Here is a 14,712-nt window from a genome sequence, read left to right as displayed (position 1 = left end):
ATAGCAACTATAGTTTGCACCAACCCTAAAATTGTACAGACTTCTTCAGATTGGTTGCTGGTAAAGCCTCCATTTATACCAAAGACTATAGGCAACTATAGAAACGAGCAAAGCCGTACTTCCAAACCTACCAGGTATTAAAAAAGGAATGCAGCAGGTGTTGGACCTGCTGCATTAAAAGTGCAGTTATTGCTGCCTTTTCTATAAGTCTGAACTTACGAACCCGGTAACTATGGCAATTGTGGAGTTACCTTAAAAGTATATGTTTTACTTCCAGCGGCTCCGTTTTCAGTTACTCCCTGTAAAACTACCAGGTAAGTGCCGGCCTCATCAGAGGTGTAAAAGCTGGCCTCTGATCTGTTACCTGTTTGTACTTTAAGTTCTGGTGCCCAATGGAGCAGGTTGCGAAAATCAGCGAGCGTACTGCTTTTCTGCTCTGCTGTTTCGTAGGTTGGGGCATAAAACTCACGGTATAATTGCAGCCCTTCGTAAGACTGTAGCAACGCACGTGGATCTACCTCAAAGCCTGCCATATCCCCAGAATAGGTTGTAAAGCTTACCAGACCTTCATACATCTGTGCTCCGGTATAGAACTTTGTGGTAAATGCATCTACTTTTTTAATTTTCAGCGGATCAAATGCCATCATCTTGTCCAGGTCGAATACGGGCACTCCATCCAGCAACACCATAGGGTTATTCTGGAATGTGCTTCTGTTCGGACGATCTAATACCATGAAGTGGAACTTGCCTCTGCGCTTACGTACCAGTACGCCGGTCACGTATTCGCGTAACACTTCCTCCATCACCTGAAAACGCTTGTAATCGTCTAATTTATACTGTTCTGGTGCCTGCCCGTAAAAAGGAATACTATCTATGCCAACCGCTGTTACCTTGTTAATTATGTTGCCAAAATAAGCGTGACGGGCCTGTAATTGTATATGGCGTTGCGTCAGATCCTGGCTGGCAGATGGTAAGATGTTAAACTCCGGCAACTTTCTGTCAGAATATTTTTCGGAGAACGTATTAAACAGCTGAAAATGATACACGCTGTCCTTCGAAAAATCGGATTGAACGTAAACATCTTTAGGCCCTGCAAAGTCTTTTAACTCAAAAAAGATCGAGCCATCAGCGGCACTTGTAGAACTATAGAAACGCACATTACTGCCTGGCGAAGCAAGGTAGGTAAGTACGCCCGGAGCAGCTTCACCGGTTGACTTATAGGTTACTTTACCTGTAAGCAGGTGCCCATTATACTCCGGTACATAGGCTAATGGAGCAGGTTCTTTACCTAAAATGTCTTTCCATGTAAAGCGGCTCCAGCCATGCGTTAGCATCAGGTTATCCATGGCCTGTTTATCTGATGCACCAACTGCAGAAAAATAGTACGCAGGTTCTTCTATAGTTCCTTTCAGGTCAGAGGTTAGCCACATATAACTGTTTATACTTATAGTTGGGGCTGCCTGCAAAGAGTCTAGTTTGTATACTGCCATAGACAGATTAGCCATTGCTTCGTTGCCGGGAGCCTGGGCCAGTATATCAAGCGTTACCTTGTCGCGGGTGTTGTACTGATGCTGATTGGTAACAAGCTTTAGATCAAGTACGTTTTCGGGCGACTTAAAGTAGAGGCGCTGGCTAACAGGTTGTTGCTGGGAGCTGAATAGCGTAAAATGCGTAATACCATCTGCCAGTTTTTTTTTATCGATCACAAACTTGGCCGTCCCCTGCAATAAAAAGGTGGACTCTGAAAAAGTGATCATCTGGCGGGAGTGTCCTAACAGATATACCTGGTCGCCAGGTAAGTTCTTCTGATGAACTGTAATAGTCAGTTTTTGCTCATCCAGATCCTCAAGCAGTAATGAATATCCCTGCTCTTCTGTATCAGGCAATGGTGTGGAGAAACTACGGTTGTCGTTCAGTTTTACTACAGCTACATATTTATTGCCCGGCTCCGGAGTAAATGTAAAATGCCCCATACCAAACTTATGCGGAGCAAAATCTGCTACTTTATTTCCACGGTTATCGTGTAGTTCCGCTGTAAAAGTTATGCCCTTACCATTTTGCTCGCTTATCGCTTTAAAGGCCACTTTATTTGGTACGCCTGCTACCAGGTTACCACCTTCCGGAAAAAACTGGATGGCATAACCTTTAGGCTGCTGTGCCTCCTGCGGCTGCAGTTGCTGGAATGTGTTAAGTATAGTTACAGACTGTTCAAAATAAAAGTCCGGGCTATAGTTCTTCATCCAGTTGGTATAAGCCCGCACCGTGTAAGTACCTGATTTCAGCTCAAGCGGCAGGCTGAAAGAACCATTACCACTCCCATTCTGCAGTGCTACTTTTGCTTGTAACACTGGTTTGCGGGCTGCATCCAACACCTCAACATACGCTACTTTGCTCATGGACAGCGGGCGGTGCAGGCTGCCATCTACGTCGTAGACTTTAAACCACATTGTTTCACCACAGGCATAAGAAGGGCGATCCAGGTGCAGGAATACTTTCTCCTGCAAAGCTTTGCTTCGGTACTGGTCTAAATCGCGGTTTATATTACTGAAATAGCTGGTTTGGGCGGTTGCCTGTTCAGCCATTCCTACAGTAAATAAAAGTCCAAAAGCAATTCTGATACCTGCTTTAACTATAGGCTTTGTAGCTATATACTTGTTCTTCAACACCTTTTTTCTATTGTTAAGGTTAAGCATCTATTTCCAAAAGTCAGGTTTCACGTTTGTACCTGTTTCGCGGCAATCCACGCAGTGTATTGGGGCGAAAGTATATGCGTAAGGATTAGGGCTTCCTTTATAAAGCGGGTCTACCGGCACTAATTTTCCCGAACCAAATGCTTCTTTGATATTTCGTGTTGCCAAAAAGAGTGTATCTAAATCGCAGCTTGCGTTAAAGAGCTTCCACTCCCTAGGCAACTCTCTGATATCGATAAAGATGCGCTTCGTTTGTTCTGTAGTTGCTCCTATATAGCCGATAACCGGCTCGTTCGGATCAGATAGGGATTTAATGTTACCAGTAAGCTGAGATGGTAGCGGATCAAAAAGCGTCCCTATATTTTCAGAGTTTTTCTTTAGTAACTGCAGGTAATCATACGCTTCGCGGGTAATAGCAAACTGTTTTACAAGTATACTGTACCGATGAGAGATTTTCTCAGAATTATATGGGATTGTATACACATTATAATTGCTCATCACATCTGACGTAAGCTGCTTGGAAGTTGCTACTTCTATAGTTGTGGATTTCTCAGACTTCCAGCAAATATAGATCTGCGGGTCGCCCTCTTCGCGATAAACAACATCGTTATTTTCATATTTTACCGCTGTAAAGAAAGCTGAGCGGAACTGCCATGTATTTTCGAACTCCCAGCGGTAGTACCAGGTATTGTTATTCGGGTCGTGCGATGAAACATAGATGCGTAGTTCATCATCCACTGGCTTCCAGGTAACTTCATCAATCTCAGGTGTCTCCTTTACCTCTACAAACTCGGATGCATATTCTTTGCCTGTCCTTGTGCGTATAAACAGGCGATACTTTTTCTGAGGGTCTAATGTAAGCGGGGCAGTTACATAAACTCCACTTTCCGGCTGCACCATCCCAAACTTTTCGCCATCTTCAGATTCTACCATCATTATCGCACCATTTTCTGGTGGCGGTGGCGTATTGTCATCCAGATTCTGGGTGCGCTGCAGTTTTATAGTTGTAGTACCATTAGCATTAATAAAACCATTTACTACTAAATAGCTATTTGGCGACTGTATTACTTCCGGTGCATATGGTTCAACACATCCGGTGGCAAGCAGCATAATCAGGAAACCAAGTATGTTTTTCCAGTTGATAGGTTTCATTAGCTTAGAACTTAAAATTGTAGGTTACTGTTGGAATTGGCTGACCAAAGATCGACATCTTATAGCCTCTGATTTTACCATTCTCTGATTTGAAATAAACTGAGTAAGGATTCTTTCTACCGGTAAGGTTATACACGGACACTGTCCAGGAACTGTGTGCTAGTTTTCTCACTTTATGGTTTCCTTCAATGTTCAGGGCCATATCTACACGGTAGTAATCCGGAATGCGGTATTCGTTTCGGTCAGAATAAATAATGCGGTATGAGTTGCCGTCGTGATACTTCGCCAGTGGTAGTGTAATCGGCCTGCCCGTGTTATAAGTAAAGTTAAGCGATGTACTGAAGCGCTGGCTAAATCTATAGTTACCGATCAGGGTAAAGTCATGTGGCTTATCGAAGTTGCTCGGATACCAGTTGCCGTTATTGATGATCTCGGATGTAGTTTCGTCATCTACACGTACCAGGGTCCGCGAATAGGTATAACTAACCCAGCCATTCAGTTTACCCGATGCCTTCTTCAACATCAGTTCGACACCATATGCCTTTCCTTCTGCATTAGCCACATCTGTTTCAATATGGTGGTTCATAATGATGGAAGCCCCACTTCTATAGTCCAGGAAGTCCTTCATCCACTTATAATAACCTTCTGCAGAAAACTCGATAGTGTTGGCTCTCAGGTTTCTGTAATAGCCTAGTGCTACCTGGTCTCCTACCTGCGGCTTCACGTTTTCATCACTCAGTTTCCAGGTATCGGTTGGAGACATAGATGCCGTATTAGACAGCATGTGCACGTACTGGCGAAGCCTGTTATAGCTCGCCTTCACCGACGAATTATCTGTTAGCCCGAACCTTGCAGAGAACCTGAACTCAGGGCCATGATACGTCGCAATTGGGCCTGAGCCATGTGTCAGTGTATCGGTGATGGTATTTATAGTTTTAGGAACACCTGGCGTGTAAGAAAATACTTCTCTTGGCCCTAATGCATTAAATATAGAATAGCGCAGACCCACAGATAGCGAAAGCCGCTGGCTTACATCTATTTTATCAGATATAAAGAATGCTGTTTCTACTGCTTTTTCTGTTTGTAACTTATCTTCTTTGATAAGCGATTCGGTGCTGTTACCAGTAAGCGTTCCTGGGTTAACCTCGTACATGATCGAGCTAACTCCAAAGTCGAGGGTATGATTGGAGTTAGGGAAGTAGTTAAAGTCTAGCTGCGCGCTCGCCTGGTTCAGGCCGAACTTCATAGTTGCAGCGTTTACCTCGTTTTCCTCATTCGAGATATCATAACTATAGTGGCTGTAAGTACCTGTAACAACACTGTATAGTTTGTTATGGAAGTTATGCTTCCATTTAATACTTGCATTCTGATTGTTATAACGGTAAAGCGTATCGCCAGCTAACTTAAACCGGTCTTTGCTCAGGTAACCTGTAAAGTAAAGGTTGTTTTTACTATCGATTTCGTGGCTGATATGCGCGTTTACATCATAGAACGACGCCTCACTCTTTTTAAACGATTTGCTTGGCAGCTTTTTAAGGATCCAGTCGGAGTAGGTAGTACGTCCGCCAACTAGGAAGGAGCTTTTGTCCTTAATAATTGGTCCTTCCAGTGTAAAACGGCTGGTTAAAAGACCGATACCCCCTGAGCCTGCAAGCTGTTTTTTGTTTCCTTCGCGGGTTGTTACTTCCAGCACCGACGACAAGCGTCCGCCATATTTGGCAGGAACGGCACTTTTATATAGTTCCACCGACTTAAGGGCATCCGGGTTAAACGCTGAGAAGAAACCAAATAAGTGCGACGGGTTATATACCACTGCATCGTTCAAAAGGATCAGGTTCTGGTCTGTGGAGCCCCCACGTACGTTCATACCTGTGCTACCCTCACCTACCGATTTAACGCCTGGCAAAGTAAGTACTACACGTAAAATATCGGTTTCACCAAAGGGGGTAGGCACTTGTCTTATCGTTCTTATATCAAGGCGCTCCATACCCATTTGCAGGCCCGAAACATTGCGATCTTTCTCGGCCTCTACTACCACTTCTTTCAGCGTACGAACCTCTTCCTCCATCTCTATATCCAGACGTCCGTCACTGTGCAGCATAATCTGGCGGCGCCCGTTCTTCAGGCCTATCCCCTTCACTTTAAGTTCGTGGCGCCCTGCAGGCAGCGTTAAGGAATAATATCCATACTGGTCAGAGGCAGTTCCGATAGAAGGCGACTCAATGTAAACAAAGGCTCCAATAATGACTTCTCCTGTTCTGGCATCGCGTATGGTTCCAGCCAGGTTTGCTTTACCTGTTTTGTTATTGCCCGGCACTCCAATTTCGTGCAGTTTAAGCTCAGAGCGCGAAGGCTTACGTTCCTCCTGGCTTGGCATGTAAATTTCTGCCAGCTGCTCTGTTTGTTTTACTACTGCGGTGTTTTCGTTATTAAAGTAAGCATCCGGCAGGCTGGTAAGGATTGGTCTTTCGCTGGTAATGAATACCTGCTGCTGTGTGCTGATAGCAGCGTGCAGTTTGGTTCCCTCCAAAGCCTGCTTCAGTACATCGCCAAGTGGCTGGTTGTTCACCTGCATGTTCACCAGCAGGGTATCTACCGCTGCAGGGTCGAAGTAAAATCTATAGTTTGTCTGGGATTCCAGGCTTTTAATGAAGCTCTGAAAATTTGTATTAGTGTAGTTTCCTGTGATGCGTGGCTCACTGCTCTGTTGAGCAAAACCTGATGTTAAAACACCGGTTAGAAACAGGAGAAGGAATAAGGTTCTTTTATAAATGTGCTGCATGGGTTACTCTGGCAACTGTTTATGAAAAAAGCGATGAGGGATTAATGTAGGATTAGTATTAGAGCGACTCGTAGTGCTGCACAATACTTAGGATGGCATCCTCGCGGTTTCCACTGAATTTGATGTTGTTATCGCGCAGGAATTTGCTCAACTGCTTTTTATCTTCGCGGAAAACCCGAAGTACAGATCCCTTACTCTTTACCTGGTGATAAGCGCCGTCTTTGTAGATATAATATTTATCAATAAACCGGTATTCGCCTTCCATTCCTGTAGTAGTGGCTTTCTCCTGAAGCACTTTGGCGCGTTTGGCCAGGAAACTGGCTTTTCCATCAAACAGCACATTATAAAAGCCAGGTGCTATAGTGCCTGTGCTGTCGTGCTTGATATGTGTAAAAGCGTACCCTCCTATATTAAATGCCTTTATCTTCTGCTTAACCAGCTTTACTTTGTACATATTCCCGCCCTGTATAGCAACTACTTCGTCCATCGCTAAATCAAATTGCAGGGGCACATTCTCAAACCATGCACCATCGTACAGAATACTGCCTTGTTGGGGTAATTCGTCCAGGAAGAATTGGTGACCTTTTACGTAGTTCTTTTTAACTACAGCATACTCTGTACCTGTGTATAAATGCTTCTGCACACTCACCAGATCGTGGTAAGACTTTATAGCACTGGCGGTTGATTGTTGTAGAAAATCTACATCAGTTTGTTTTGATTGGGCTTTAAGTATAGTTGGCAGAAAACTTAATACTACTATAGCACCAATAGGCAGGGAATACTTTAACATAAATGGCTAAAAGGTGGCATTAATATTATAAAGTATAAATATAGGCTTTTTGAGTATTATATCAACTCATTGTAGTATAAAATTTACATCTACCTACACTTCAGCATTAGAAAAACAGCCTCTTAACTTAGAAAGATGTACTGACAGAAAAAAATATTACTTCTTTTCTGCCAAATTATAGATCTGTTCTGTAAAACCAGACCAACTAAAGCGCTTTTTATACTCCTGAATATTTTGTTCAAACTGTGGTGCTTTACCCATACTATAAAAGTTAACAATGGCATCAACTATAGTTTGAGGTTGAGGAGGAACTACAAAACCCACCTCTCCGTCGGGCACCAGCTCAGCCAGACCACCTACATTTGTTACCACCATCGGCTTGTTAAAATGATAAGCAACCTGTGTTACGCCGCTTTGTGTGGCGTGCTTATAGGGCTGCACAATAAGGTCGGCAGCGCAGAAGTAGTGGCGTACTGCAGCATTAGGTATAAAATCGGTACGGAGAATTAACTGCTCCTGCAGCTGCAGTTCCTGTATCAGTTTTTGGTATGGCGCAGCATCTTCGTAAAACTCGCCGGCAACTATAAGCTTTAAGTTTCTTTCAGATTTTATCCGCGCATCAGCCATCGCCTGCAGGAGCAAATCCAACCCTTTATATGCCCTGATGAAGCCGAAAAACAGCAGGTAGTTATAGTCTGGATCGAGTCCCAGGGCTGCACAGGCTTCCGCTTTGGATTCTATAGTTCCGAAGTTGTCGTAAAGCGGATGCGGTAAGTACAGATTGGGCTTGTCCGGCTCAAAGTGTTGCAAATCCTGCTGCACTGACCGGGACATGGTAATAAAACCGTGGCAGGCGCGCAGAAAGTATTTTGTAAAGGGCACATCGCCGGGGCGCTTCTCGTGCGGCACCACATTATCGGTTATAGCCAGTATGCGGCTATAGTTGTTTTTCCGGATAATGCGGGCTATAGTTCCTAAGGCAGGCCCCATAAACGGAAGCCAGTACCTGAAAATAACCAGATCCGGTTTTTGCCTGCGGATATAGTTGCCGGCTCTTAGCCAGCTGATTGGGTTGATAGAGTTGATCAGTACTTTGATGCGGAGGCCCTCTGGAGCCGGTTCATCAGAATACTGGCTTTTGCCCGGAAAAAGGAATGATGGATACTGCAAACTGAACGTTACGATCTCCACATCATCGCCGTTCTCCTGAAATGCCTGTGCCAGCCGCTCATTAAACGTAGCCATGCCTCCTCCGCGCAGCGGATGTGCCGGGCCAACTATAACTACACGGCGCGACATTACGCTTTAACCGCTCCTATATGGTCGCGCACCAGGTACTCATTCTTTCTACTGGATGTCATGGAGATCATTTCGGCCAGGAAACCCGCCAGAAAAAGCTGCACACCCAATATAACAGTTACCAGTGCGAGGAAGAATAAGGGTTGGTCTACAATATCGCGTACACGGCCATCAGAATATAACCTGAACAGCTTTTGCACAATCAGCCAGATAGTGATGCCTAAACCCGCCGTAAACATTAAAGTACCCAGGGTACCAAAAAAGTGCATCGGGCGCTTTTTAAAGCGGCTTACAAAGGTAATCGAAAGCAGATCCAGGAAACCGTATACAAAGCGCTCCAGGCCAAATTTGGTGGTGCCATACTTCCGCTCCTGGTGCTTAACTACTTTCTCACCAATTCGGGTAAAGCCGTTCCATTTAGCAATAACAGGTATATAGCGGTGCATTTCGCCGTGCACTTCAATGGTCTTCACTACCAGCTGACGGTAGGCTTTCAGACCACAGTTAAAATCGTGAAGCTTGATGCCCGACAATTTGCGCGTGGCTGCATTAAAAAGCTTGGTAGGAATGGTTTTGCTCAGCGGGTCAAAGCGCTTTTGCTTCCAGCCGCTCACAAGGTCGTATTTCTGGTGTTTGATCATGTCGTACAGGGCTGGAATTTCATCCGGGCTGTCCTGCAGGTCGGCATCCATGGTGATAACCACTTCGCCGGCGCAACGCTGAAAGCCCATGTGCAGCGCTGCCGACTTGCCATAGTTGCGGTTAAAGCTGATGCCTTTAATGGTGTTGTCTTCAGCGCTCAAATCCTGAATCACTTCCCAGGAGCGGTCTGTGCTGCCGTCATCAACAAGTATAATTTCATAAGAAAACTCGTGCGCATGCATCACACGTCGGATCCAGCGCACGAGTTCTGGCAGCGATTCTTCCTCGTTAAAGAGCGGAACTACTACCGAAATATCATATGGGTATTGCATCTTTTATTCAAACTCCGGCCTGTTATTCTTTACTATGGCAGAGATGATCAAAGATAATAGAAAACCTACTATTAAATAGAGTAATGCAGATCCTAAAATTGCCATTAATGGTCCTTGGGCAGCTTCAGCCGAGGCCATAATACGGTCTATCTGCTCATCTGTCATGCCACTGTCCAGAAACTTCTCACGCTGTCTTTCTAATACACGCTGCGTATAGCCTGAATCAATAAAGGTGGTATAAACCCAGGTAGCGGCTCCTAACAGCAAGCCAAATACAACTGAAACTATAGATCCGATTCCTAAGCCCTGCCCATACGACATGTAGCCATTGTTTATACTCTTGTATTCCTTCATGCCCAGGTAAATGCCCAGAATGATGATTATATAAATGACAGAGCTCAGGGCAATGTTATCACCTTTATCTGTTACATAAAGTATTAGCATATAAACTATACCGATCAGGGCTGAGATCAGGCCATACTTTATTGCGGATGATGTAACGGAAGGTTGTGTTTCGGTCATGGTTATAGTTGTTAAGGTTTGTGTTACTTACGATAAAATACGGCTGCCACCAGCGCAAATATTAACCCTCCAAAAAACCGCTTCACAAAATCATCTGCTGCCAGCATCGATGGCGTTATAGAATCCAATGCTTCGTAGCCCTGCTCATACATGCGCTCACCTAAAATCTTTATCTGCTCCTCACGGGTTTGCTCCAGAAGTGCCTTCATTTCATTCACATGTTGCTGAATCAGTTCCGGGCCAGCAAAATAGGCCAATATAAACACCAGCATAGAGGCCGATAGCGCTGTATAGAATGTAACCGATAAGCCTACGCGCATACCGCGTGCAAAGCCAAGCTCGGTATCGATAAACTTTTTATAGTACCTGATGCCCCAGAAGATAGCAAAAGGAATAGGAATGAAACTATAGCGGCCATAGTCTCCGAAGGGGTTTAGCCCCAACAGGTATAGCAGCAACATAATAGCAAAGCATACTAACCCGCCTGTTACGCCGTAGCGTATGCCCACTCTTGTAATTGCCTGATTAAACATGAATAATGGATGTACGATAGCTCGTTATTTATCTGAGCTATTCTGAAATTGAATATAGGTATAAATTTATGAAATTGATTGATGTAACACTAGCTGTCCCTTGTGAATTATTCCGATCACTTTGCCGGTTAGCTCTTTCCCAAAGAACGGACTGTTCACACCTTTAGAGCGCGAAGTGCTCTCCTCATATATCCAGGTTTGCTTCGGATCAAAAATAGTAAGGTTGGCTTCCTTGCCTATAGTTAGCTCTGGTTGTGGCAATTGCAGAATTCTGCGCGGGGCTATAGTTAGCTTTTCGAGAAGAGTCTCTAATGGCACCACATCTGTAAGCGTCTGGTTGGCTACTGCAAATGCTGTTTCCAGGTTAATGATGCCAAACTCGGCCAGGTCAAATTCCAGTTTCTTAGATTCGGTGTCGTGCGGCTGATGTCCGGACACGATCGCATCTATCGTTCCATCAGCTAAGCCCTGCTTTATGGCATCGGCATCGGCAGCACTGCGGAAAGGTGGGTTAACTTTATAGTTGGTATCGAAAGGAGCAATCGTTTCGTCAGTGAAAGCGGCCTGGTAACTGGCAACATCGCAGGTTACCTGCAGGCCATCGGCTTTAGCTTTGCGTATGCTTTCGATGGCAGCTTTTGTAGAAACCAGCGAGAAATGCAGTTTGCCGCCTGTATAAGCAAGCAGCTGCAGATCACGGGCAACTATAGTTTCTTCAGCTAAGGCAGGTATTCCCTTCATGCCCAACATAGTGCTGGCTATGCCTTCATGCATCTGCCCGAAAGCGGTAAGCCTTGTATTTTCAGCCCGGTTCATCAACAACCCGTCGAACAATTGCAGGTATTGTAATGCTTTTACCATCACTTCCGCTCCCTGAACCGGATGAATTCCATCGGTAAACGCAACGGCACCAGCATGTTCCAGGTCAATCATCTCGGTCAGCTCCTTACCTTCCGTGTCGGTAGTAATAGCCCCGGCAGGATGTATGGTTACCGGGAGTTGTTGCGATCTGCTCCTGATATAGTTTACAGCACTTTTTGTTTGAACTACAGGATCTAAATTTGGCAGGCAAACGATTTCAGTGAATCCACCTGCTGCGGCTGCGGCTGCTAAGCTTTGCAGATCTTCTTTGTGCTCCAGGCCTGGCTCGCCACCAAGAGCAAATAGATCGAGCCAACCTGCTGAAACCCACAAATCGTCGGCTTCTATAGTTGTGTCGGCTTCTTTTTCATCAGTACCTATGTATGAAATTCTGCCTTCCTCAATTAGGATGTTCTGCTTCTGCAGATGATATTCAGATGTTGGGTGGTAGATGGTAGCGGCTCTCAGGAAAACGTTCATGTGTCAGAGAAATCTAATAAGGGCTATTTCGGCCATCAGGAAAAACAGACACAATATTAGGCAATATTTCCAAAGCTTCACTCCAAAATATTTTTTTTCGAACTCATTCTTTACCGAGAAGGCATCTCCATAGTCGTACACATGCACATTTGGCAGGTCATTCCCTATCATACTTCTGAGCTCTTCGGGAGTATATTGTTCGAGGTACGACTCTCGGTTATCATAGTTAAACGCAATAGAGCTAACAGGTTTTTCCTGCAAGGTTAAACTATAGATACCTGCTTCACTCATATCAGGCGGAATCGTGAAATACAGGCTGCCGCCTCTGATCTGCTGCTCCGGAATATAAATTACACTGTCTTTCTGCAGCTTATAAATTCCTTCTCCTTTTGTGGTTTGCGCTACTGGTACCCGAACCGTTTCTGTAGTTAACGTGTACGCCAGCGGATGCTCCTGCCTATAACCCGTAATTGCCATTTTATACATCAGGGGTAACAAAAGCGCATGATTAACCAGTGTTGTGTAATCTTCCTGCAATGGTGCGGCCATAAGATATACCTGGCCTTTACCGCGCTCGAACCTGGATAAAAAAGGGCTATTACCTCTATACTTCAAAATATCATCAGATGCCCTAGCCCACTGTAAAGTTCTGGCTGCTGACGGCATCTGCATTTTTTTATCATATGTTGCAAAAATGCCACTAAAGAAAGGATTATCTGAAGCAGGAGCTAACAGCTCTGTTTTGTTGCTGGCAGCAGGATTCACTGTTCGGGCGGCTATAGTTACCTGATTAAAGAAAATATCATAGCCATTCATCTCAGTGCCGGGAGCAGGTACAACTATAACCGTACCGCCATCCTTTACAAAATTTGTTGCAGTAGTTGCCAGCCCTGAATTAAACTCACGCAAACCATTCAATAACAACACATCAGAATTACCTACTAATGCATAATCTACATTCTCCGGATTGAAACGTGTATACTTGAACAGGGGCTCTTTTTCATACAGTTCCTTTAAATCTACAACATCCTTGTCCGCTATCTCTACAATCCTTACCCCACGCGATGGAGTAAGTGTAAAGTAATAGGTGTTGTCAAACTCAACAGGATAATCTTCTACTACTAACGCTGCCAAATTAAGATCGCCTGTCCCCACTCTAAACTTTATAGTTGCTGTGGTAGCCTGCTGTGGTTGCAAGTCAAGGCTCATGGCTGCAACCTGCTGGCTATTGATCAGTAATTTAACCGGTACATCTTCAGCAACTTCTCTGCCCGAATTGTATATCTGGGCATGCAGGACGCTCTCTGAACCGCTCCTTACAAAAGCATCCTCCAGGTATACAGTATCTATAAAGATATTCGATGTGCCTGCAGATGCTATTGGTATAAGATGAAGCTGCGCTTTCTCAGGAAGCGTATTAATATCGGAGGGGTTGAACTGATTTTTCTGAAAATCTGAAAACCAGAAAAAATGACCGGCTCCAGCACCACGAAGACTTCCCGATGAACTCGCCTTAAAATCAAGGTGATTTAAATTATCTGCCGCGTCTGCTGCCGACGCAAAACGATTACTAGTGTAACTGCTATTGTCAAGTACATTGTAAACAGTAGCCGGAGGGAACATTCCTATAACAGATCGGGCTTTATCTATAGTATAAGCTAACAAGGACAAATCCTGATCGGCATGAAGATTTTGCATACTATAGGAATTATCTACAATTATAGTTACTTCATTATCTGAAGCCTGATTTGTAACACTGCCAGGAATGAAAGGCTGAGCAAAAGCCAGCACAAGAAAAATCAAAAACAAAATACGACACAAAAGTATAAGCAGTTGCTTTAACTTCCGTTGGCTTGCAGTCACTTCCTGAGAGGCTTGTATAAACCGTACATTACTGAACTGTACTCTTTTAGCTCTGCGTAACTGCACAAGGTGAAGTATTACAGGTATAGCAGTAGCCAGAAGCGCCAGCAAAAATGATGGGTACAGAAATGACATACAACAAGTTAGAAAGGAATAGCCAAATAAACAACGGCAAAGTATTCAACCTATTACGCACACTCATCCAAAAATGATGTTACCTGCTATAAATGTGTCAGAACATCCTACAAACTATAGCGCGCTAAAAGGCATACAAAAAAGTAGATTTTAAAAGCATCTATAGCTTAAAGCTAAGGTGAAAATGGGGCTAGGTGGATATGATCTATAGTTCGAAATAAAATAGCTCTAGAATCCAAAGCAATAAGTTAGATATGGGACATACCAAATTAGAAATTCAGAGTTTATAATAGATGATGTAGAAAATTATAATGAGCACGTAGCAAACTTCACACATCAAGTGAATAATAAGGTTTAGAAAGAACTTTTGAAGAATAAACTAAATGTACCAAGAGTCAAGCCTTAATCTAGCTATAGTAAAGCCTTTTCTTGATCAAGCAGTAGATGGTACTATAATTTTAGGTATAAATAATTTACAGTAGGTGATGTTACTGATGCTTACTTTAATTTCTAGTAACACTGCGGAGGTGTCCCATGTCCTCCCTTTACAGTGATCTCGGCAAGCTTTCCTGCTCTTAGTCCATCCCCTTCCGCTGGCTTTGGTTCGGCAGCTGTTGTTGCTGGGTGGGGG

At 44.2% G+C, this 14,712-nt stretch carries 10 protein-coding genes; all 10 read right to left on the bottom strand.

What is annotated here, in order from left to right; genetic code table 11:
• Positions 1-230: 230 nt before the first annotated feature.
• A complete protein-coding gene (locus GXP69_RS04760) occupies positions 231-2,663 on the bottom strand; it encodes a hypothetical protein (RefSeq protein WP_163912996.1) in 2,433 nt (810 codons plus the stop codon).
• Between the two features lie 30 nt (positions 2,664-2,693).
• A complete protein-coding gene (locus tag GXP69_RS04755) occupies positions 2,694-3,842 on the bottom strand; it encodes a DUF4249 domain-containing protein (RefSeq protein ID WP_163912994.1) in 1,149 nt (382 codons plus the stop codon).
• Positions 3,843-3,846: 4 nt separating this feature from the next.
• The gene (locus tag GXP69_RS04750) at positions 3,847-6,624 is read right to left on the bottom strand and encodes a TonB-dependent receptor (protein ID WP_163912992.1); all 2,778 of its coding nucleotides are present in this window, start codon (positions 6,622-6,624) and stop codon (positions 3,847-3,849) included.
• A gap of 58 nt (positions 6,625-6,682) precedes the next feature.
• A complete protein-coding gene (locus GXP69_RS04745) occupies positions 6,683-7,414 on the bottom strand; it encodes a hypothetical protein (RefSeq protein ID WP_163912990.1) in 732 nt (243 codons plus the stop codon).
• A 156-nt stretch (positions 7,415-7,570) separates the two neighbouring features.
• The gene (locus GXP69_RS04740) at positions 7,571-8,713 is read right to left on the bottom strand and encodes a glycosyltransferase (protein WP_163912988.1); all 1,143 of its coding nucleotides are present in this window, start codon (positions 8,711-8,713) and stop codon (positions 7,571-7,573) included.
• A complete protein-coding gene (locus GXP69_RS04735; RefSeq protein ID WP_163912986.1) occupies positions 8,713-9,687 on the bottom strand; it encodes a glycosyltransferase family 2 protein in 975 nt (324 codons plus the stop codon). Before GXP69_RS04735 ends, GXP69_RS04740 begins: the two co-directional genes overlap by 1 nt.
• A gap of 3 nt (positions 9,688-9,690) precedes the next feature.
• A complete protein-coding gene (locus GXP69_RS04730) occupies positions 9,691-10,209 on the bottom strand; it encodes a DUF4199 domain-containing protein (RefSeq protein WP_163912984.1) in 519 nt (172 codons plus the stop codon).
• Between the two features lie 23 nt (positions 10,210-10,232).
• Positions 10,233-10,742 (bottom strand): DUF4199 domain-containing protein, encoded by a 510-nt coding sequence (locus GXP69_RS04725; protein ID WP_163912982.1) that lies wholly within the window; start codon positions 10,740-10,742, stop codon positions 10,233-10,235.
• A gap of 66 nt (positions 10,743-10,808) precedes the next feature.
• On the bottom strand, positions 10,809-12,083 hold the full coding sequence (locus GXP69_RS04720; RefSeq protein WP_163912981.1) for a dihydroorotase: 1,275 nt from the start codon (positions 12,081-12,083) through the stop codon (positions 10,809-10,811).
• A 3-nt stretch (positions 12,084-12,086) separates the two neighbouring features.
• On the bottom strand, positions 12,087-14,081 hold the full coding sequence (locus tag GXP69_RS04715) for a BatA domain-containing protein (protein WP_163912979.1): 1,995 nt from the start codon (positions 14,079-14,081) through the stop codon (positions 12,087-12,089).
• Positions 14,082-14,712: the final 631 nt, after the last annotated feature.

It is taken from the genome of Pontibacter burrus (assembly GCF_010686685.1).
In the GTDB taxonomy this organism is placed as follows: Bacteria; Bacteroidota; Bacteroidia; order Cytophagales; family Hymenobacteraceae; genus Pontibacter; species Pontibacter burrus.
Note: the sequence above shows the minus strand (reverse complement) of the source record. Positions and strands in the feature narration are given on the sequence as shown.

Bases quoted from the DNA above. Each gene is read 5' to 3' on its own strand.
- GXP69_RS04750 (WP_163912992.1), bottom strand. From the start codon at position 6,624: ATGCAGCACATTTATAAAAGAACCTTATTCCTTCTCCTGTTTCTAACC.
- GXP69_RS04730 (WP_163912984.1), bottom strand. From the start codon at position 10,209: ATGACCGAAACACAACCTTCCGTTACATCATCCGCAATAAAGTATGGC.
- GXP69_RS04715 (WP_163912979.1), bottom strand. From the start codon at position 14,081: ATGTCATTTCTGTACCCATCATTTTTGCTGGCGCTTCTGGCTACTGCT.
- GXP69_RS04720 (WP_163912981.1), bottom strand. From the start codon at position 12,083: ATGAACGTTTTCCTGAGAGCCGCTACCATCTACCACCCAACATCTGAA.
- GXP69_RS04725 (WP_163912982.1), bottom strand. From the start codon at position 10,742: ATGTTTAATCAGGCAATTACAAGAGTGGGCATACGCTACGGCGTAACA.
- GXP69_RS04755 (WP_163912994.1), bottom strand. From the start codon at position 3,842: ATGAAACCTATCAACTGGAAAAACATACTTGGTTTCCTGATTATGCTG.
- GXP69_RS04745 (WP_163912990.1), bottom strand. From the start codon at position 7,414: ATGTTAAAGTATTCCCTGCCTATTGGTGCTATAGTAGTATTAAGTTTT.
- GXP69_RS04735 (WP_163912986.1), bottom strand. From the start codon at position 9,687: ATGCAATACCCATATGATATTTCGGTAGTAGTTCCGCTCTTTAACGAG.
- GXP69_RS04740 (WP_163912988.1), bottom strand. From the start codon at position 8,713: ATGTCGCGCCGTGTAGTTATAGTTGGCCCGGCACATCCGCTGCGCGGA.